Genomic DNA, 22010 nt, shown 5'->3' with positions numbered 1-22010 from the left:
TTAGGCGAGCCTAACCTGATCCTCGGCGAGCCGGGACACGGCCTCCACTGTGCGCCCCGCGAACAGATCCCGGGTCCGCAGCGACACGCCGCGCGAGCGCGCCGCCGCGACGAGCCGCATCGCCGAGATGCTGTCCGCACCCAGGTCGAAGATGTCGTCGTCGGCGCCGACGCCGGGCACCCGCAGCACCTCGGCGACGACCTCGCAGAGGATCCGCTCGGTGTCGGTCGCCGGCGGCCGGCCGGTGCCCTCGATCACCGGTGCGGGCAGCGCCGCCCTGTCGATCTTGCCGTTGACGGTGACCGGAAGCCGGTCGAGGACCACGAAGGCGGCCGGCACCAGGTGCGCGGGCAGCCGGGTGGCGAGGAAGGCGCGCAGGTCCCCGGCCGTCAGATCGGCCGGGGCGACGACGTAGCCGACCAGCCGGCGTACCCCGGCGTCGTCCCGCACGTCGAGCGCGGCCTGCCGGACGGCCGGATGCGCGGCCAGCGCCGCCTCGATCTCCCCCAGCTCGATCCGGAAACCACGGATCTTGACCTGGTTGTCGGTACGCCCCACGAAGTCGATCCGGCCGTCGGCCGTCCAGCGCACCACGTCACCGGTGCGGTACATCCGGGTGCCGGGCGCGCCGAACGGGTCGGCCACGAACCGCCCCGCGGTCAGGCCGGGCCGGCCGTGATAGCCGCGGGCCACCTGGGCGCCGGCGATGTACAACTCTCCGTCCACGCCCGGAGGCACCGGGCGCAGCCATCGGTCGAGCACGTAGAGGCTGCTGTTCGTGACACCGCGGCCGATCAGCGGGCGGGCGGAGTCGCGGACGTCGGCCACCACCGCGTCGACAGTGCACTCGGTGGGGCCGTAGAAGTTGAAGGCCGCCGTGCCCGGCAGGTGCTGCATCCGCTCCCAGAGCGGCTGCGGGATCGCCTCGCCGCCGACGCCGAGCACGCGCAGGCCGGTCCGGCCGTCCTCGGCCAGCCCGGCGGCGAGCAACTGCTCCAGATGCGACGGGGCCAACTCGATGAAATCGATCCCCCGGTCCCGGACGAACGACACCAGCGCCGCCGGATCCCGGCGGACCTCCTCGGTCACCAGGTCGAGATGGTGGCCGCCGAGCAGGCCCAGCATCGGCTGCCAGGAGGCGTCGAAGGCGAACGACCAGTTGTGCCCGATCCGCAGCCGGCCCGGCCCGGCCGGGCCGAGCACGTCGCGGTCGTGGTTGGCGAAGAGGTTGACCACCGCGCGGTGCGGCACCACGACCCCCTTCGGCCGGCCGGTGCTGCCCGACGTGTAGATCACGTAGGCGGCGTTGTCCGGAGTCAGGGCCGTCCGCACCGCGGCGCCGTCCCGGTCGGCCGCCGGATCGTCGTCGAGCAGAAGCCGGGGCCGGCCGGCCGGCAGCAGACCGGCGTGCGCGGCGTCGGTGAGCACCAGCACCGGATCGGCGTCGTCGAGCATCAACGCGATCCGGTCCGCCGGGTAGTCCGGGTCGATCGGCACGTACGCCGCCCCCGAGGCGAGCACGGCCCAGATCGCCACCACGATGTCGACGCCGCGCGGCAGCAGCAGCGCGACCCGGCGTTCCGGTGCCGCGCCCCGCTCGATCAGGAGCCGCGCCAGCCGGTTGGCCCGGGCCGCGAAGGACGCGTAGTCCAGCGTCTCGTCGCGGACGGTCAGCGCCGGGGCGTCCGGGGTCCGAGCCGCCCAGCGGTTCAGGACGGCGGGCAGCGTGACCTGTTCGACAGGCGTGCGGTCGGCGTTCCAGACCGTCAGCATCCGCTCCCGCTCGGCGGGCGCCACCACGTCGGTGCGGCCGACCGGCCGCTCCGGATCGGCGGTCAGGGTCGCGAGAATCCCCGTCAACCGGTCGAGCAGGGTACGTGCCTGCTCGGCGGTGAACAGGTCCCGGCGGTACTCCAGGTTGACCGCCAGCCCGTCCTCGTCGCCGGCCACCAGAGTCAACGGGTAGTGGGTGGCGTCGTGCTGGCGTACCCCGTCGATCTTGAGGCCGGCCGACGCCTCGCCCGCGGCGAGCGCGTCGGCGTCCACCGGATAGCTCTCGAACACGGTGAGGGTGTCGAACAGCTCGCCCCGCCCGTGCGCCCGCTGGATCTCGGCCAGGCCCAGGTGGTGGTGTTCCAGCAGCCGGGACTGCTCGGTCTGGAGCCGGCGCAGCAGCGCGCGCCACGGCTCGGCGGCGCGCAGCCGCACACGGACCGGCACGGTCGTGATGAACAGGCCGATCATGTCCTCGACACCGTCCAGACCGGACTCCCGGCCGGAGACGGTGGCACCGAACACGACGTCGTCGCGGCCGGTCAGCCCGCTCAGGAGCACGCCCCAGGCGGCCTGCACGACGGTGTTCAGCGTGACCTCGCACGTGCGGCACAGCGCGGCCAGCCGGCGGCGCAGGTCGTCGGGGAGCCGTGCATCGAGGTAGCCGGGTTCGGCGGGCCGGCCCGCGTCCGGCGGCACCACCCGGGTCGCGTCGGTCACCCCGGCCAGCGCTTCCCGCCAGGCCCGCTCGGCCGCCGCGGTGTCCCGGGTGGCCAGCCACTCCAGGTGCGCCCGGTACGGCCGCGTCGGCGGGGTGTCCACCCCGGCGTAGCGGGCCAGCAGGTCACGCACCACCAGCGGCCCGGACCAGCCGTCCAGCAGGATGTGGTGCTCGGTGCTGATCAGGCGGTGCCGGTCCGGGCCGAGCCGGGCCAGCGTCCAGCGCAGCAACGGCGGCCGGGACAGGTCGAAGTGTCCGCGCTCGGCGGCCCGCACCTCGGCGGTCGCCGCCTCCGGGTCCACGGCGTCCGACAGGTCGACCTCCCGCCAGGGCAGCTCCACCCTCGCCGGGACGACCTGCACCGGCACGCCGGACGCGGTGGTCACGAAGCCGGCCCGCAGGTTCGGGTGCCGCTCGAACAGCTCGGCCGCCGCGGCCCGCAGACGGCCGGCGTCCAGCGGACCGGTCAGGTCGAGCACCTGCTGCACGGTGTATACGTCGCCGGCCGCCTCGTCGTACGAGGAGAGAAAGTAGAGGCCACGCTGCAACGGTGCGAGCGACCAGGCGTCGGCCAGGTCGGGGAAGCGCCGCTCCAGATCCTCGACGTCCTCCTGAGTGACGTCGAGCAGCGGCAGGTCGGCGGTGCTCCGGCCGCCGGGCGCGCGCTCCAGCGACTCCAGCGTGGCGAACCACCGGGCAGCCGTCTCCCGCACCTGGGCCTCGGTGAGCACGCCGGCCGGGAAGGCCAGGTGCGCGGTGAGACTGTCGTCGGTCACCGAGACGTTGACCTCCAGCGCGTGGGTCATCGGCGTCGACGGGTCGGCGTCGCCGCCGAGGCCGTCGACAGGCGTCCAGTCCCCGAGGCCGGCCGGCCCGTCGAAGCGGCCCAGGTAGTTGAAGAGCACCTGGGCCGCGGTGTCCGGCAGCCGCAGCAGCCCGTAGCCGAGCCCGTCCCCTGGCACGGCGCGGAGCTGGTCCTTGATCCGCTTGAGCGCGGCCGCGGGGTCGCCGTCGCCGGGGTCCAGCCGGACCGGGTACTCGGTGGTGAACCAGCCGACCGTGCGGGACAGGTCCGCGTTCGGCACCGCCTCGGCGTGCCGGCCGTGCCCTTCCAGCTGCACCCGGATCCGCCCGCCCGTACGTGGGGCCAGCACCGCGGCCAGCCCGGCGAGCAGCACCTCGTGCATCCCGGCCCCGAACGCCTCGGCGACGGCGCGCAGCGGCCGGGTGCGCTCGGGCGGCAGCGACACGGTGACCACCCGGCTGTCGCCGACGGTGTCCCGGGCCGGATCGACAGCCCGCGCGCCCAGCGGCGGCTCCGCGCCCGCAAGCACCGCCGACCAGTAGCCCGCCTCCGCGGTCCGGTCCACGGTGGCCAGCGCGGTCGCCCAGGCCCGGAACGACGTCGGCACCGGCGGCAGCGCCACCTCGCGGTCCTCCGCCACCGCCGACCAGGCGGCGCGCAGGTCGTCGCCGAGCACCCGCCACGACACCCCGTCGACGACCAGGTGGTGCGCGACCAGCAGCAGCCGGCCCGGCGCGTCGCGACCGGCGTCGAACCAGACCGCCTCGGCCATCACGCCGGCGGCCGGATCGAGCCGGGCCACGGCGGCGGCCCGGGCGGTCTCGACGTCGGCGTCGCCGGGCAGCACTGTCAGCCGCGGCGCGGCGCCGGGCGCCGGCACGTCGAGGTGGGTGCCGGTCCAGCGGGCGCGCAGCAGGTCGTGCGTGTCGGCCAGGGCGCGCAGGATCGTCACCAGCGCCGGGCGGGTCAGCGCGGCCGGGGTCTGCCAGAGCATGGACTGGCTGAACCGGGCCGGCACGCCCTGCTCGGCGAGCCAGGCGACGGCCGGGGTGAGGGGGACCGGGCCGGTCGCCGGCACGCCGGGCGGCGGTGGCGCGGTCGCCGCCTCCGCGACCGCGGCGACCCCGGCGACGGTGCGCTGTTCGAACACCTGCCGCGGCGTGATCCGCAGCCCGGCGGTGCGGGCTCGGGCGACCAGTTGCAGGCTGAGGATGCTGTCCCCGCCGAGGGCGAAGAAGCTGTCCTCCACGCCGACCGCGGGCAGCCCCAGCACCTGCGCGAACAGCCCGGCGAGTGTCTCCTCGGCCGGGTTACGGGCGCGGGTCGCGCCGACGGCGATCTCCGGGGCGGGCAGCGCCCGGCGGTCCACCTTACCGGCGGCGGTCAGCGGCAGCGCGTCCAGCCGGACGTACGCGGCCGGCGTCATGTGCGCCGGCAGTACGGCCGCGACGTGGGCGCGGACCGCGTCCAGCGCTCCCGGGCCGGTCACGTACGCGACGAGCCGCCGGGCCCCGTCCTCGCGGACCACCACAGCGGCCTGCCGCACGCCGGGCGCGGCCTCGACCGCGGCCCGCACCTCGCCCAGCTCGACCCGGTAGCCCCGGATCTTGACCTGGTCGTCGGCGCGGCCGACGAACTCGACGCGGCCGTCGGTGGTGCGGCGCACCACGTCGCCGGTGCGGTACATCCGCGATCCGGGCGGCCCGAACGGGTCGGCCACGAACCGGGTCGCGGTGAGCCCGGTCCGGCCCAGATAGCCGCGCGCGACAGGCGCGCCGGCCAGGTACAGCTCACCCGCGGCACCGGCCGGCGCCGGCCGCAGCGCCCGGTCGAGGACGTACGCGCGGGTGTTGCGGATCGGCCGGCCGATCAACGGTGTGGCGCTGCCGGCGACGTCCGCCACCAACGTGTCCACCGTGCACTCGGTGGGGCCGTACAGGTTGAGCACGGTGCTGCCGCGGCCGCGCAGGGCGGTCCACAGCGCCGTCCCCGTCGCCTCCCCGCCGACCACCAGGTACCGCGGGGCGGTGGTGAGGTGAGGCAGCAGCGCCTCGGCGAAGGACGGCGTGACGTCCACGTAGTCGATGCCCCGCGCGGTGACGTAGCGGGCCAGCAGCGCCGGGTCGTGCCGGGTCTCGTCGTCCACCAGGTGCAGCTCGTGCCCGGCGACCAGCCAGAGCAGCCCCTCGACCGCGGTGTCGACCCACAGCGCGGCGGTCAGGGCCACCCGGATCCGCTGCTCCGCCGGGAAGATCGCCCGCTGGCTCGCGTACAGGTTGGCCAGGTTGTCGTGGGCGACGACGACGCCCTTCGGCCGGCCGGTGGAGCCGGATGTGTAGAGCACGTAGGCCGCCGACCTGGGATCGACGGCGGTCGCCGGTGCCGGGGCGTCCGGCGCCGCGGCGTCCCGCAGCACCAGCACGGCGCCCGCGTCGGCCACCATGAAGTCGATCCGCTCGGCCGGCAGGTCGGCGTCGATCGGCAGGTAGACCGCACCGGCGGCGAGCACCGCCAGCCAGGCGACCAGGGCGTCCGCCGCGCGCGGCAGCACCACCGCGACCACCCGTTCCGGCCCGGCGCCCTCCGCGAGCAGCCGCGCCGCGAGCGCGTCCACCCGGGCCGCGAGTTCGGCGAAGCTGAGCGCACGGTCCCCGGCGACCAGCGCCGTCGCGTCGGGAGTGGCCGCCGCCCGGCGCCGGAAGACGTCCACGACCGACTCGGACGGCACGGGGACGATCTCCCCCACCAGCGCCTCGGCCGGGCCGAGCGGCACCGAGGCGAGACCGGCCGCCGGGTCGGCGAGCATGGTCGCGAGCAGCTCGGTCAGCCGCCCCAGCACCTCGGCCGCCCACGTCGCCGGGAACTCGTCCGGCCGGTGGTCGAGGCTGAACGTCACAGTGTCCGCGTCGGGTACGACGGTCAGCGTCGCCGGGTAGTGGGTGGCGTCGCGGCCGGTGACGGCGGTCACCCGCAGGCCCGCCGCGTCCTGGGAGGCGGCCAGCCCGTCGGCGTCGACCGGATAGCTCTCGAAGACGACGAGCGTGTCGAACAGCGGTCCGGCGGCGAGGGCCTGCCGCTGGATCTCGGCCAGGCTCAGGTGCTGGTGGTCGAGCAGCCCGGCCTGCTCGGCCTGCACCCGCCGCAGCACGCTCAGGAAAGTGTCCGTCGGGGTCAGGCGGACCCGTACCGGCAGGGTGTTGATGAACAGGCCGACCATCTCGTCGGCGCCCGGCAGCGTCGCCGGCCGACCGGACACGGTGGCCCCGAAGATCACGTCGTCGCGACCGGTGAGCCGGCCCAGCAGAATCCCCCACAGGGTCTGCACCACCGTGTTCAGGGTGACGTTGTGTTCCCGGGCGAACGCGGTCAGCGCGCCCGCCGGGACCGCCGTCGAGGTCTCGACCGGAACGACGGCACGGCGTTGCGGGTCCAGCCGGCCGAGCAGGGTGGGCGTCCCCACCCCGTCCAGGTACGCCGCCCACGCCGACCGGGCGGCGCCCGCGTCCTGCCCGGCCACCCAGGCCAGGTAGTCGCGGTACGGCGGAGCCGGTGGCAGCGTCTCGCCCGCGTAGACGCGGAGCAGATCCCGCACCAGGAGCGGACCGGACCAGCCGTCGAACAGGATGTGGTGGGCGGTCAGCAGCAGCCGGTGTTCGTGTTCGGCGAGCCGGACCAGCACCCAGCGCAGCAGCGGCGGCCGGCCGAGGTCGAACCGGCGGGCCCGCTCCTGGTCGAGCAGGCGGGCCAGCGCCGAATCGCGCGCCGAATCGCCCACCTCGCGCAGGTCCACCACCGACCACGGCACCGGCACGCGCGCTGGGACCAGTTGCACCGGCTCACCGGTCTTGCGGGGCCGGAAGGCGGCCCGCAGGTTGGGATAGCGCTCCAACAGCGCGGCGGCGGCGTGACGCAGCCGGTCGGCGTCGACCGGGCCGTCCAGTTCGAGCACCTGCTGCACGGTGTAGACGTCGGCGTCCTCGCCGGCATAGGCCGACAGGAAGTAGAACCCCTCCTGCAACGGGGACAGCGGCAGGATGTCCTGCAGTCCAGGCGGCTTGCTCATGGGTTCTCCCACCCGTCCTCGAAGTCGTCGATCTCGTCCTGGCTGAGTTCCACCAGCAGGTCGGACGGGGTCAGCCCGCCCGTCGTGTCACCGGCGGCCAGCGCCTCCAGGGCGGCGAGGTAGTCGTCCGCCCAGCCCGCGACCGTGTGCTCGGCGTGCGCGTCCGACGGCCACGACCAGCGCACCTCCAGCTCCGGGCCGGTCCGGCCGTCGAGCGCGGTGACGGTGACCTCGAGGCCGTGGGCGCCGGGCAGTCCGTCGGGCACGGTGCCGAGGTCCAGCGGATCCGGTGACCACGGGCCCTCGTCGGCGGTGAACCGGCCCAGGTAGTTGAAGAGCACCGGCGGGTGGGCCGGTCCGAGCCGATCGCGCAGCAGGCCGTACCCGATGCCGTTGTCCGGTACCGCGCGAAGCTGTTCCTTGACCCGCCTGAGGTCGCCGCCGAGCCGGACCGGGTAGGTGGTGGTGAACCAGCCGACGGTGCGCGACAGGTCGGCGCCCGGCACCACCTGTTCCTCCCGGCCGTGGCCCTCCAGCTCGACGACGATCTCGCCGTCCGGGCCACCGAGCACCCGCGCCAGCGCGGTGAGAAGGACGTCCTGCGCGGTTCCGTGCACCGCCGCCGGCACCGTGGTCAGCAACGGGGCCGTGCGCTCCGGGGGCAGGACGCGGACGATCTCCCGGGGTTCGCCGTACCAGCTCCGAGCGGTGACCCCGGCGAGGGTCCGCCGCCAGAACGCCATCTCCGCGCCCCGCGTGGCCGCGGCGGCTCGCAGACCGGTGGCCCACTGCCGGTACGAGGTGCCGGTGGGCGCGAGGTCGGGTCGCTTGCCGGCGGCGACGGCCTCCCAGGCGGCGCGCAGGTCCGGGACGATGATCCGCCAGGAGACCCCGTCCACGACGAGGTGGTGCGCCACCAGGAGCAGCCGTCCGGAGGCCAGCACGGCCTGCACCATCACCCCGCCCGCCGGGTCGAGGCGGTGCACCGCCGCCGCGTACGCGGCCCGCAGGTCGGGCCCGGCCGAGTGGATCAGCGTCGCGGCGTCGACCGCGCCGGCCGGCGGCACGTGCAGTCGGTCGCCGGTCCACCGGGCCCGCAACAGGTCGTGCCGGTCCAGCACGGCCCGCAGTGCCACCGCCAGGTCCCCGGCGGTCACCTCGGCCGGCACCCGCAGCAGCATCGACTGGTGGAACCGGTCGATCGGCGCGTCCCGGTCGCGGAGCCAGCCGACGATCGGGGTGACCGGCACGTCGCCGAGCGCCGCGTCGGGCGCCTCCGCAACCGTCTCGTCGGCGCCGGCCAACGCCGCGAGCGCGGCCGGCGTCTTCGCCTCGAACACCTGCCGCGGGCTGATCCGCAGGCCGGCGGCGCGGGCCTTGGAGACGAGCTGGATGGAGACGATCGAGTCACCGCCGAGGGCGAAGAAGCTGTCCGTGCCGCCCACCTCGGGCAGACCGAGCACCTCGGCGAACAGGTCGCGCATCCGCCGCTCGGCGGCGCTCACCGCGGCCTCGTCGGGTTCGGTGACGGTGAAGACCGGCGCCGGCAGCCGACCGGCGTCCAGCTTTCCGGCGGCGTTCAGCGGCAGCTCGTCGAGCGGTACGAACACGGCGGGAACCATGTAGTCCGGCACCACGGCGGCCGTACCGCGACGCAGTTCCGCCTCGGTGACGGTGCCGACGACGTACGCGACCAGGCGCCCGTCCCGCACCACGACCGCCGCCCGCCGTACCCCCGGCAGGGCCCGGACGGCGCTCTCCACCTCGCCCAGCTCGATCCGGAAGCCACGGATCTTCACCTGGGCGTCGGCCCGGCCGAGGAATTCGAGCTCCCGGCCCACCCACCGCACCACGTCCCCGGTGCGGTAGAGCCGGGCACCGGGCGGGCCGTAGGGGTCCGCGACGAACCGCTGGGCGGTCAGTCCGGGCTGGGCGAGGTAGCCACGGGCCAGGCCGGCGCCACCGAGGTACAGCTCGCCCGGCACGCCTGGCGGCACCAGCCGCAACCGATGGTCCAGCACGTACGCGACGCGGTCGTGGTCCGGCCGGCCGATCAGGACAGGTCCGGGTCCACAAAGCCAGAAGGTCGCGTTGACAGTGGTCTCGGTCGGCCCGTACGCGTTGACCATCGGGTTTGTCGCGGCCCAGCGCTCGACCAGCTCGGGCGGGCACCGGTCGGCGCCGGTGACCACCGTGACGTGCGGCGGGATGCTGCCGGCCGGCACCGCACCCAGCGCCGACGGCGGCAGCGCGAAGTGGGTGATCCCCCGGTCGCGGACGAAGGCCGCGAACGCCTCACCGAGCCGCTGCTCCTCGGGCACCACGACCAGGGTGGCTCCGGCGGTCAGGGTGGCCACCAGCTCCGCCACTGTCACGTCGAAGCTCGGCGACGCGAACTGCGTCATCCGGCTGCCGACGGTGAGCCGCAGGGTCCGGTGGAAGGTGCCGGCCAGCGCGGCCAGGCCGGCGTGCGGGACCACGACGCCCTTGGGCCGTCCGGTGCTGCCCGAGGTGTAGATGACGTATGCCGGGTGCTGCGGGCTCGGCCGGTCGGGCAGCGGCGCGGCGTCCGGGTGCTCGGGCAGCGGCCCGTCCAGGGTGAGCACCGGCCGGGCCTCCGCGACGATGGCGGCGAGGCGGTCCGCCGGGTGACCCGGTTCGACCGGAAGGTACGCCGCTCCGGCCTTGCCGACGGCGAGCTCGGCCACCACCAGGTCCGCCCCGCGCGGCAGGCTCACCAGCACGATCCGCTCCGGTCCGGCGCCGCGCCCGCGCAGCGCCCGGGCGACCCGGTTGGCGCGGGCGTCCAGCTCGGCGTACGTGTAGCTGACCGGCCCGTCGATCAGAGCGACCGCGTCCGGGGTCTGTCGCACCTGCGCCTCGAACAGTTCGGGCAGGGTGCTCGGCGGGTGCTGGGCGGTGTGACCGCGGCCGGCCGCCAGGACCACCTGCCGCTCCGCCGGCGTGAGCAGCTCGGCGGTGCCGACCGGCCGGTCCGGGGCGGCGGTCACCGTGTCGAGCAGCCGGACCAGGCGCGCCGCCAGGACCTCGGCGCTGGCACGGTCGTACAGGTCGGCGGCGTACTCGACGACGCCGGTGAGACCGTCCGTGCCGTGCCGCTCGGTCACCACGATGCCCAGGTCGAACTGGGCCACCCCGGTGTCGACCGGCTCCGGGTCGACCCGCAGGCCGGGCAGCCCCGGCACCTCGGCGGGCACGTGCTGGTAGGCGAGCATGACCTGGAAGAGCGGATTGCGGGCGGCCGAGCGTTCCGGGTTGACCGCCTCCACCAACCGCTCGAACGGCAGGTCGGCGTGTGCGTAGGCGGCCAGGTCCGTCTCCCGCACGCGGGTGACCAGCTCCCGGAAGGTCGGATCGCCGGACACGTCGGTCCGCAGCACCAGCGTGTTGACGAAGAACCCGACCAGGTCGTCGAGCGCCTCCTCGTCCCGTCCGGCGAGCGGGCTGCCCAGCGGGATGTCGTCGCCGGCGCCGAGCCGGCCCAGCAGCGCCGCGGTGGCCGCCTGGACCACCATGAACGCGGTCGCCCCGGTCTCGCCGGCCAGCCGCCGCAGCCGCTGGTGGACCGCGGCCGGCACGTCGAAGGTCACGATCCCGCCGGTGTACGACGGTACCGCCGGGCGGGGCCGGTCGGTGGGCAGCGACAGCTCCTCCGGGGCACCCGCCAGCGCCTCGCGCCAGTAGGACGCCTGCCGGGCGGCGCGGCTGGCCGGGTCGGCCGGGTCGCCGAGCAGCTCGCGCTGCCAGGCGGCGTAGTCGGCGTACTGCACCGCGAGCGGGGCCCAGGCCGGGGTGCTTGCGGCGCGACGGGCCGCGTAGGCGGTGCCGAGGTCGGTCATCAGCCGGCCCTCGGACCACTCGTCGGTGACGATGTGGTGCAGCAGGAGCAGCAGCGTCGCCTGTCCCGGCCCGGTGACGAACAGGGTGGACCGCAGCAGCGGCCCGGTGGCGAGGTCGAACGGCTCGCGGGCGGCCTCCCGCAGCAGTTCGCCGACCCGGTCCGGGGTGCAGTCCACCACAGTCAGCAGCGGCTCGGCGGGCGGCAGCAGGCGGGCGTACGGCTGGCCGTCGGAGTCCGCGAAGACCGTCCGCAGGCTCTCGTGCCGGGCCACCACGTCGCCCAGCGCGGCGGACAGCGCGGGCACGTCGAGCGGCCCGGTGAGCCGCGACGCGAACGCGACGTTGTACGTGGCGCTCGCCCCGTTCAGCCGGTCGTGGAACCAGAGCCGGCGCTGGGCGAAGGAGAGCGGCAGCCGGTCGGTGTGCTCGCGAGGGGCCAGCGGCGGGCGCTCCTCGCCGGCGTCGGCGAGCCGCCGGGCCAGGTCGGCGACCGTCGGCGCCTCGAAGATGGTCCGGATCCGCACGGTCACGCCGAGGGCGCCGCGGATCCGCGCGGCGAGGCTGGTCGCCAGCAGCGAGTGGCCGCCGAGGAGGAAGAAGTCGTCGTGCACACCGACCGCGGGTAGCCCGAGCAGGTCCGCGTACAGGCCGCAGAGCACCTCCTCCACCGGCGTGCGCGGCGCGGCGGTGACCGGGAAGGCGGTGCGATCGGGCTCGGGCAGCGCCCGCCTGTCGACCTTGCCCGCGGTGGTGGTGGGCAGCGCGTCGAGCGTGACGAACGCGGCCGGCACCATGTAGTCGGGCAGCGTCGCCGCGGCGTGCTCCCGCAGCCCGGCTGTCTGTCCCACCACGTACGCGACCAGCCGCTTCGGCTCGTCCCGCGCCACCACCACGACCTGCTCGACACCCGGATGGGCGCGCAGGACGGTCTCGATCTCCCCCAGCTCGATCCGGAAGCCACGGATCTTCACCTGGTCGTCGGCGCGGCCCACGTAGTCCAGGCGGCCGTCGGCGGTCCACCGCACCACGTCACCGGTGCGGTACATGACCGTTCCGGGCGGCCCGGACGGATCGGCGACGAACCGGGTGGCGGTCAGTCCGGGCCGGTTCAGGTAGCCCCGGCCGAGCTGCGCGCCGGCCAGGTACAACTCCCCGGCGACGCCGGGCGGCACCGGGCGCAGTGCGTGGTCGAGCACGTACGCCCGGGTGTTGCCGATCGGGCGCCCCACCAGCGGCGTCCTGCTGTCGGCCACCCGCGCCAGCAGGGTGTCCACGGTGCACTCGGTCGGGCCGTACAGGTTGATCGCCCGGGTCGACGACGCGCGCAGCGCCGTCCACAGCGCGGCGCCGGCCGCCTCGCCGCCGAGGGCGAGCGAGGCCGGCACGTGCCGGGGATCGGTCAGCAGGCCCTCGGCCACGAGCCGGTCCGCCAGCGACGGGGTGACGTCGAGGAAGTCGATGCCGCGGGTGGCCACGTAGTCGTTGAGCAGTCGCGGGTCACGCCGGGTCTCGTCGTCGACGACGTGCAGTTCGTGCCCGGCGAGCAGCCAGAGCACGCCCTCCCAGGAGGTGTCGAAGGACAGCGCCGCGGTCAGGACGGCCCGGATCCGCCGCCCCCCGGAAAGCTCCGGGAAGATCACCTGGGCGTGGTGGTGGTAGAAGTTCGCCACAGCGGCGTGGGGCACGACGACGCCCTTGGGCCGGCCGGTGGAACCGGAGGTGTAGAGCACGTAGGCCGACGACCGCGGGTCGACGGCGACCGGAGGCGCCGGCGCGGCGGGCGCGTCGGCGTCCCGCAGCACGACCGCCGGTCGCGCGTCGGCCAGCATGAAGTCGATCCGGTCGGCCGGCAGGTCGGCGTCGACGGGCAGGTACGCCGCTCCGGCGGCCAGCACCGCGAGCCAGGCGACCACCGACTCCGCCGAGCGGGGCAGGAGCACGGCCACGGTCCGTTCCGGGCCGGCGCCGGCCGCGACCAGCCGGGCGGCGAGCGCGTCGACCCGGGCCGCCAGTTCGGCGAAGGTCAGCGTCGTGGCGCCGAAGACCAGCGCCGTCTCGTCCGGGGTGGCCGCGACCCGCCTGCGGAACACGTCGACCACCGAGCCGTCCGGCACCGGCCGGGCGGTGGCGTTCCACCGGGCCAGCGCCGCCTCCTCGGGGGCGGAGAGCACCCGGACCGCCGCCAGGCGCCGGTCGGGGTCGGTCGCCACCGAGTCCAGCAGCCGTACCACCCGGTCGAGGAGTTCCCCGGCGGAGCGGGCCGAGTACAGGTCGGGCCGGTACTCCAGGCGCAGCCGCAACCGTTGTTCGGGGATGGCGACCAGGGTCAACGGGTAGTGGGTGGCGTCCAGCGGGATGCCGGGGGTGACGGTGAGCCCGCTGCCGGCGGCCAGCTCGGTGGAGTCCAGCGGGTAACTCTCGAAGACCGTCAGGGTGTCGAACAGCCGGGGCAGCCCGGTCAGGCGGTGCAGGTCGGTGAGACCGACGTGCTGGTGCTCCAGCAGCGCGGCCTGCGCCGCCTGGAGTCGGGTGAGCAGCGCCGCCCAGGTGTCGGCCGGGGCGGGCCGGACGCGCACCGGGATGGTGTTGATGAACAGGCCCACCATCGCCTCCACGCCCGCCAGGTCCGCCGGCCGTCCGGAGACGGTCGCGCCGGCGATCACGTCGTCGCGGCCGGTGAGCTGCCCGAGCAGCACCGCCCACACCGCCTGGACGACGGTGTTGACTGTGACACCGAGGGTGCGCGTGACCGCGATGAGCCGGGCGTTCGCGTCGGCCGGCAGGAACGCCTCGGCGACCTGCGGCACCACCGCGCCGGTCGCGCCGGGAGCGACGAGCGTGGGCTCGTCCACCCCGGCGAGCGCCGCCCGCCAGGCCGCCTCGGAGGCCGCCGGGTCCTGCCCGGCCAGCCAGGCGAGGTAGTCGGTGTACGGCCGGGGCGCGGGCGGGTTGCCGCCGGCGTAGAAGGTGAACATGTCGCGGACGGCCAGCGGCCCGGACCAGCCGTCCATCAGCAGGTGGTGCTGGGTGAAGACGAGCACGTGCCGGTCGGCGCCGAGGCGGACCAGGGTGAGCCGCAGCAGCGGCGGGGCGGTCAGGTCGAAGCGCCGCGCCCGGTCGGCGGCGAGCAGCTCGTCCAGCGAGCCGCCGGCGGAGAGGTCCACCTCCGTCCACGGCACGGTGACCAGGGCCGGGACCACCTGGATCGGGCCGCCGCCGAGGTCGTGCACGGTGACCCGCAGGTTGGGGTACCGGTCGAGCAGCGCCGCCACCGCGTTCCGGAGTCGCCCGGCGTCCAGCGGGCCGGCCAGCTCGAACCGCTGCTGCACCACGTACACGTCGTCCCCGTCGGGGGCGTACGACGACAGGAAGTGGATGCCGGCCTGCAACGGGGACAGCGGCCACGCGTCGGCGAGGTCCGGCACCCGGCGTTCCAGTTCCTCCACCTCGTCCTGACGCAGGTGGAGCAGCGGCAGGTCGGACGGGGTGCGACCGCCCGGGCCGGGATCGCGGGCCAACCCGGCCAGCGCGGCGACCCACCGGTCGACCAGGCCGGCGACCGACGGCGCCCGGTGCGGCAGGTACGACACCCGCAGGCGCAGCACCGGGCCGTCCGGCGTGTCGGCGGTGCCGGCGTTGACGGCGACCGGGTACCGCACCGGAATGTCCGCGTCGACGGTGACGGCGGGGGCGGGCAGCTCCGGGGCCGGAGAGAACGGCTGCCCGGACGAACCGTCGAACCGGCCGAGATAGTTGACCAGGATCTCCGGCTCGCGTCGTCCGGCCAGCTCGCCACCGCCCAGGTGGCGCAGCAGGCCGTAGCCGATGCCGTGGTCCGGCGCGGCACGCAGCTGCTCCTTGACGCGCTTCAGGGCGGCCCCGCCGTGCAGGCCGACGGCGTCGACGGCGACCGGGTACTCGGTGGTGAACCAGCCCACCGTACGGCTCAGGTCCGCGCCCGGCACGATGTGCTCCTCGCGGCCGTGCCCCTCCAGGCCGACCAGCAGCGGCCGTCCGGTGGCCAGCGCGAGCCCGGCGAGCAGCACGTCGGGCACGCCCGCCCGGTACGCCTCGGGCACCGTGGTGAGCAGTGCGCGGGTGACGTCGGGTCCGATCTCGACTGTCAGCTCCCGCAGGTTGCCGGCGACGTCGAGCGCCGAGTGCGGTAGCGGACTCCCCTCGGTGACGGCCAGCCAGTGCCCCAGTTCCCCGGCCCGTGCGGCGGCTGCCGCCGGAAGGGCGCGGGCCCAGGTGCGGAACGACGTCGTCGCCGGTGCCAGGGCCTCGCCGGCACAGGCGCGGGTCAGGTCGTCGAGCAGGACACGCCAGGAGACGCCGTCCACGACGAGGTGGTGCGCGACCAGCAGCAGGCGCCCGGGAAGGCGGACGACCTGCGCCATCACACCGTCGCGGGGGGCCAGCCGTTCGACCGCCGCGGCCAGCGCGACGGCGGGCTCGGACTCCGACTCGCTGATCACCGCCGCGGCGGTGACCGTACCCTTCGGCGGGATCTCCAGCCCCGAACCGGTCCAGCGTGCGCGCAGCACGTCGTGGGTGTCCAGCAGGGCCTGGATCGCGCTCTCCAGGCGGCTGAGGTCGGCCGGGGCGTGCACCAGCATCGCCTGGCTGTAGCGCGCCAGGTCGACGCCGAGGTCGCGGGCCCACGCGAGGATCGGGGTGAGGGGCACCTCGCCGACGGCGTCGGCGTCCACCACCGCGTCGGCCGCCACCTCGGCGACGGCGGCGAGGCCGGCCGGGGTCTTGTGCTCGAAGACCTGCCGCGGCGTGATCCGCAGGCCGGCCGCGCGGGCCCGGGCGACGAGCTGGATGGAGACGATCGAGTCACCGCCCAGCGCGAAGAAGCCGTCATCGGGCCCCACGGCCGGCAGCCCGAGCAGGTCGGCGACGAGACCGCAGAGGATCGCCTCGACCGGGTTCGCCGGCCGGCCGGCCGTCGTGGTCCCCGCGACCGGCGCGGGCAGGGACCGCCGGTCGGTCTTGCCGCTGGGCGTCAGCGGCAGTTCGTCGAGCACCACGACCGCGGCCGGGACCAAATGGTCCGGCAGCGCCGCCGCCAGCGCGCCGCGCACCCCGTCGGGCGTCAGGTCCGCGCCGGTCACGTAGCCGACGAGCCGGCGTACCCCGGGGGTGTCCTCGCGGACCAGGGCCGCGCTCTGGTCGACGCCCGGCACCGCGGCGAGCGCGGCCTCCACCTCGCCCAGTTCGATCCGGAACCCCCGGATCTTCACCTGGTCGTCGGCCCGGCCGGCGAACTCCAGCCGGCCGTCCACCCAGCGCACGACGTCACCGGTGCGGTACATCCGGGCGCCCGGGGAGCCGAACGGGTCGGCGACGAACCGGTCGGCGGTCAGAGCCGGCCGGCCGAGGTAGCCGCGGGCCAGGCCGGAGCCGCCCAGGTACAGCTCGCCCGGCACCCCGGGCGGGACCGGGCGCAGCCGGCGGTCCAGCACGTAGGCGGTGCGCCCACGGTCCGGCCGTCCGATCGACACCGGGCCGGGTACGGCGTGCCAGGTGGTCGCGGTGACAGTGGTCTCGGTCGGCCCGTAGGCGTTGAACATCGCCCGCCCGGCCGACCAGCGCTCGACCAGCCGCGGTGGGACCGCCTCGCCGCCGACGACGACGGTGGCGCCGGCCGGCAGCGCGTCGGTGGGCAGCGCGGCGAGCAGCGCCGGGGGCAGGTCGACGTGGGTCAGCCGCCGCGAGGTGACGAAGTCGCCGAGATCCCGCCGCTCGTCCGGGACGATCACCAGGGTGCCGCCGCACAGCAGCGACATGGCCAGCTCGCTGTAGACCACGTCGAAGCCGGGCGACACGAACTGGGAGCCGCGACTGCCGGGGCCGGTGCCGAACGTCTCGGCCACCGAGGCCGCGAGGTCGGCGAGGCCGGCGTGCGGAACCACGACGCCCTTGGGCCGGCCGGTGGATCCGGAGGTGTAGATGACGTACGCCGGGTGGTCCGGGCGCAGCGGCGCGGTCCGCTCGGCGTCGGTCAGGTCGTGCGCCGGCCCGGTCTCGTCGGCGCCGGCATCCTCGACCAGCAGGGTCGGCGCGGCGACCCGGCCGGCGAGCGCCGGGTCCGTCAGCACCAGCAACGGCGCCGCGTCGCCGACCATCAGATCGAGGCGGGCGTCCGGGTACGACGGGTCGAGCGGCAGGTGGCCGGCGCCGGCCTTGTGCACGGCGAGCAGCGCGACGGTCGCCGCCACGCCACGCGGCAGCAGCACCCCGACCAGCCGTTCCGGTCCGGCGCCGTGCCGCACGAGTCGCCGGGCCAGCCGGTTGGCCCGCGCGTTGACCTCGGCGTAGGTCAGCACCCGCCGGTCCGGTGCCTCGATCGCAGGCGCGTCCGGTGTCGCGGCGACCTGCCGCTCGAACAGCTCGGCGAGGGTGGCCGGCGGCAACGCTGGCGGCCCGGTGGCGATCAGCGCGGCGCGTTCGCCGGCGGTGAGCAGGCCGATGTCGGCGACCCGCACCTGCGGGTCGGCCGCGACGGCCTCGAGCAGGCGCACCAGCCGCTCGGCCATCGCCCGCACGGTGGCCCGGTCGAAGAGTTCGGTCCGGTACTCGAACGCGGCGACGATGTCGTCGCCCTGTTCGGCCAGCTCGACGGAGAGGTCGAACTTCGCCGTCGCGGTGTCGACGAACCGCACCGGCCAGTCGCCGACGGCCGGCAGCGCGTGCTGGTAGGACACCATCACGTCGAACAGCATCCGGCGGTCCGGGGCGAGGGCGTCCAGCACCTCGTCGAACGGGACGTCGGCGTGCGCCAGCGCGGCCAGGTCGGTGCGCCGTACCCGGGCCAGCAGCTCGGCGAAGGTCGGCTCGCCGGACAGGTCGGTCCGCAGCACCAGGGTGTTGACGAACAGGCCGACGAGATCGTCCAGGGACTCGTCGGGGCGACCGGCGACGGGGGCGCCGAGCGGGATGTCGTCGCCGGCGCCGTGCCGGTGCAGCAGGGCGGCTGTCGCGGCGTGGGTCAGCATGAACATCGTCGCGCCGCTCGCGCGGGCCAGTGCGCGCAGTCGCGCGGGCAGCCCGGCCGGCAGGGTGAGGCTCAGGGTGGCCCCGGCGGCCGACGGGCTGGCGGGCCGCTGCCGGTCGACCGGCAGCGGCAACGGCCCCGGCAGGTCCCGCAGGGTGTGCCGCCACCAGTCCAGTTGCTCGGCCGCCGGAAGGCCGGCCTGCCAGCGGGCGTAGTCGGTGTACCGCACGGGCGGGAGCGGCCGGTCCTGCCCGGCGTACGCCGCCACGAGGTCGGCCAGCAGCGGGGTCAGCGACCACTCGTCGGCGGCGATGTGGTGCACCACGAGCAGCAGGACGTGCTCGTCGTCCCCGGCCCGGTGCAGGTGCGCCCGGATCGGCAGCTCCATCGCCAGGTCGAAGGGGCGGCGTACCGCGGCGGCCAGGTCGTCCACCCAGGACAGGTCGACCGGCGGCGGCGGGAGCACGACCTGGTACGGAAGCCCGTCCCGGTCGGTCGCGTACACCGTGCGCAGCGGCTCGTGCCGGGCGACGACGGCGGTCACCGCGCGACGGAGCGCGACCGGATCCAACGGGCCGCGCAGGGTCACCGCCAGCGGCAGGTGGTAGGTGGGATCGGCGCCGTCGAGCCGGTGCAGGAACCACATGCGGCGTTGCGCGGCGGACAGCGGCGGGCGGTCGACCGGCGGGAGCGGGACCAGTGGCGGCCGGTCGGGGGTACGGCGCAGCCGGGTCGCCAGAGCCGTGACGGTCGGCGCGTCGAAGACGTCCCGGATGGTCAGCTCCGCGCCGAGCAGGGCACGGCAGCGGGCCACCACGCGCGCCGCGAGCAGCGAGTGCCCGCCAAGGTCGAAGAAGTCGTCACGCGGGCCGACCGACGGCAGGCCGAGCACGTCGGCGACGATCCCGCGGAGGATCTCCTCCTCGGCGGTGCGCGCTCCGCCTTCGCCGGATGCCTCGAAGACCGGGTCGGGCAGGGCGTCGCGGTCGAGCTTGCCGTTGGGCGTGGTGGGCAGCTCGTCGAGCGCCATCACCGCCGCCGGGACCATGTAGTCGGGCAGGACCTCACCGACGGCGGCCCGCAGCGCGTGCGGGTCGGCGTCGCCGACCACGTAACCGACGAGACGCCCGTCCCGGAGCACGACGGCCGCCTGCGACACGGCCGGATGAGCCAGCAGGGCCGCCTCGATCTCGCCCGGCTCGATCCGGAATCCACGCAGCTTGACCTGGTGGTCGACCCGGCCGAGCACGTCGAGGGTGCCGTCGGGGCGCCACGCCGCGAGGTCACCGGTGCGGTACATGCGCGTGCCGGCGGGCCCGTAGGGGTCGGCGACGAAGCGACCCGCGGTCAGCCCGGGTCGGCCGAGATAGCCCGCCGCCACCCCGGCGCCGGCGATGTACAACTCGCCGGCCACACCCCGGGGCGTCGGGCGCAGCGAGGCGTCGAGCACGTAGACGGAGGTGTTGAGGATCGGCCGGCCGATCGTCGGCGTACCGTCGGTGGTGAGGTGCGCGGCGGTGGACCAGATCGTGGTCTCGGTCGGGCCGTACAGGTTGGTCACGCCGGCGGTGCTCGCACGCAGTCGGGCCGCCAGTTCGGCAGGCAGCGCCTCGCCGCCGACCAGGGCGCGGACGCCGGGCAGCGGCGCGTCGGCGATCTCGTGCCAGAGGGTCGGCGTGGCCTGCAGCACGGTGGCCCCCGACGTGGCGACGAGTTCTTCGAGCACCGCCGTGTCCCGCACCGTGTCCTTGGGCGCGAGCACCACCTGGGCGCCGTGCAGCAGCGGCAGGTAGAGCTCCAGCCCGGAGATGTCGAAGCTGACTGTGGTCACCGACAGCAACCGGTCCCGGCTGTCGAGCGGCACGACCTCCCGCATGGCGAGCAGGAAGTTCACCAGGTTGCGCTGGGTCACCACCACGCCCTTGGGACGGCCGGTCGAGCCGGAGGTGTAGAGCACGTACGCCGGCGCGTCCGGCGTCGCGGGCACCTCCGGCACCGGGGCGTCGGCGTGCTCGTCCGGGCGGACCAGCGGCAGCGGCGCAGGCAGCGGCGCCGAGTCGTCGGTGAGCACCAGCACCGGCGACGCGTCGTCGAGCATCATGGCGAGCCGGTCGGGCGGGAAGTCCGGGTCGAGCGGCAGGTAGGCCGCGCCGGTGCGGGCGACCGCGAGGAGCGCGACGAGCAGGCGGGTGGAGCGGGACAGGCAGACCGCGACGAGGCTGCCGGGCCGTGCGCCGTGAGCGGCCAGCAGGCGGGACATCTCCGCGGTCGCCGCGTCCAGCTCGGCGTACGTCAGTGTGGACCGGCCGTCGGTCACGGCCGGGTGGTGCGGGGTACGGGCCACCTGTTCGCGGATCAGCGAGGTCAGGGTCGCGGTGGGCAGTTCGGCGGCCGGACCGGTGCCGGCGGCGCGCAGCCGCGCCCACTCGTCCGTGCCGACGACGTCGAGCGCGCCGACCGGGCCGGCCGGGTCGGCGGCGGCGACGTACGCCAGGAACTCGGCGAGCCGCCGGGCGTGCTCGCGTACCGCCGGCAACGGGTAGAGGTCCGGGTTGGCGTCGACGGTCAGCGTGAGCCGGCCGTCGCCACGGTCGTCGATGGTGATCGACAGGTCGTCGACCGGCCCGGCGGCGCGGTGCAGGGGCCGGCCCGGGTTGCCGCCGAAGGACAGCTCGGCGTCGAACGGCTTGATGTTCACCCAGGGCCCGACCAGGCGCTTGTCGCCGCCGAGCAGCTTGAGGTCGCGGCGGATGTCCTCGCCCCGGTAGCGCTGGTGCCGGCGGATCGTCTTCAGCTCGGCGGCAACCGTGCGGCACAGTTCGCCGACGGTCCGCCTCGGTTCGACCGCGATCCGCAGCGGCAGGACGTTGACCGCGGTGCCGGGCACCCGGGCCGTGGCCGAGCCGAGCCGCCCCATCATCGGCAGACCGAGCACCACGTCCCCGTCTCCGGTGAGCCGGTGCAGGTAGACGGCCACCGCGGCGAGGAGCGCCTCGACCCAGGTGACCCGGACCTCCCGGCCGATGGCGGTGAGCCCGGACGCGACGGACCCGGCCAGCCGCTGCTCGACGCGGTGGAACCGGTGGGCGGTGGTGGGCGTGCCGGGAGCCAGCCCGGTCACCGCCGGACGGTCGGCGAAGCGCTGGGTCCAGAAGGCACGGTCGGTCGAGAACGCCTCCGAGGCCCGGTACGCGGCGTCCGCCTCCACCATGTCGCGCAGCGGCCGGAACGGCGTCGCGGCCGGCTCCCGGCCCACCACGAGGGCCGTGTAGAGGTCGGCGAGCCGACCGGCGAGGAGCGCGAACGTGTAGGCGTCGAGCGCCAGGTGGTGGCAGGTCTGGAACCAGATCTGCCGGTCGTCGGCGAGCCGCAGCAGCGCGTGCCGGAAGATCGGGCCGGTCCGCAGGTCGACGAGGGTGGTGAGGTCGGTGCTGATCCACGCCTCGGCGGCGGCGTCCGGGTCCGGCTCGGCGCGCAGGTCCACGACGGTGAGCGCGCCCCCGATCCGGTCGTCGATCACCTGACAGGGCTCGGTGCCGTCGGGTCCGGCGGCCGGCTCGACGCGGATCCGGAGCGCGTCGGCCTCGCGCACGAGCCGCCGGCCGGCCTCGGCGAGCGCGTCGAGGTCGAGCACGCCGTCGATGAGGATGCCCGCGCCGGTGTTGAAGATCGGATTCGTGCCATCGATCTGCTGGGCGTACCAGACGCCGGCCTGCGCGGCGGTGAGGGGCAGCGAAGTGGTCACGATGGCGGTCTCCCGTTGTCTGGGCATGGGTGTACGACC

General features: G+C 75.5%; 2 protein-coding genes. Both read right to left on the bottom strand.

Annotation, left to right across the window (positions count from 1 at the left end; translation table 11 throughout):
• A complete protein-coding gene (locus O7622_RS16480) occupies positions 1-7362 on the bottom strand; it encodes a non-ribosomal peptide synthetase (protein WP_282309055.1) in 7362 nt (2453 codons plus the stop codon).
• The gene (locus O7622_RS16475; protein WP_282309054.1) at positions 7359-21971 is read right to left on the bottom strand and encodes a non-ribosomal peptide synthetase; all 14613 of its coding nucleotides are present in this window, start codon (positions 21969-21971) and stop codon (positions 7359-7361) included. Before O7622_RS16475 ends, O7622_RS16480 begins: the two co-directional genes overlap by 4 nt.
• Positions 21972-22010 lie beyond the last annotated feature (39 nt).

It is taken from the genome of Micromonospora sp. WMMD1076 (genome assembly GCF_029581475.1).
In the GTDB taxonomy this organism is placed as follows: Bacteria; Actinomycetota; Actinomycetes; order Mycobacteriales; family Micromonosporaceae; genus Micromonospora; species Micromonospora aurantiaca.
This window is presented reverse-complemented; position numbering and strand designations above follow the sequence as displayed.

Bases quoted from the DNA above. Each gene is read 5' to 3' on its own strand.
- O7622_RS16480 (WP_282309055.1), bottom strand. From the start codon at position 7,362: ATGAGCAAGCCGCCTGGACTGCAGGACATCCTGCCGCTGTCCCCGTTG.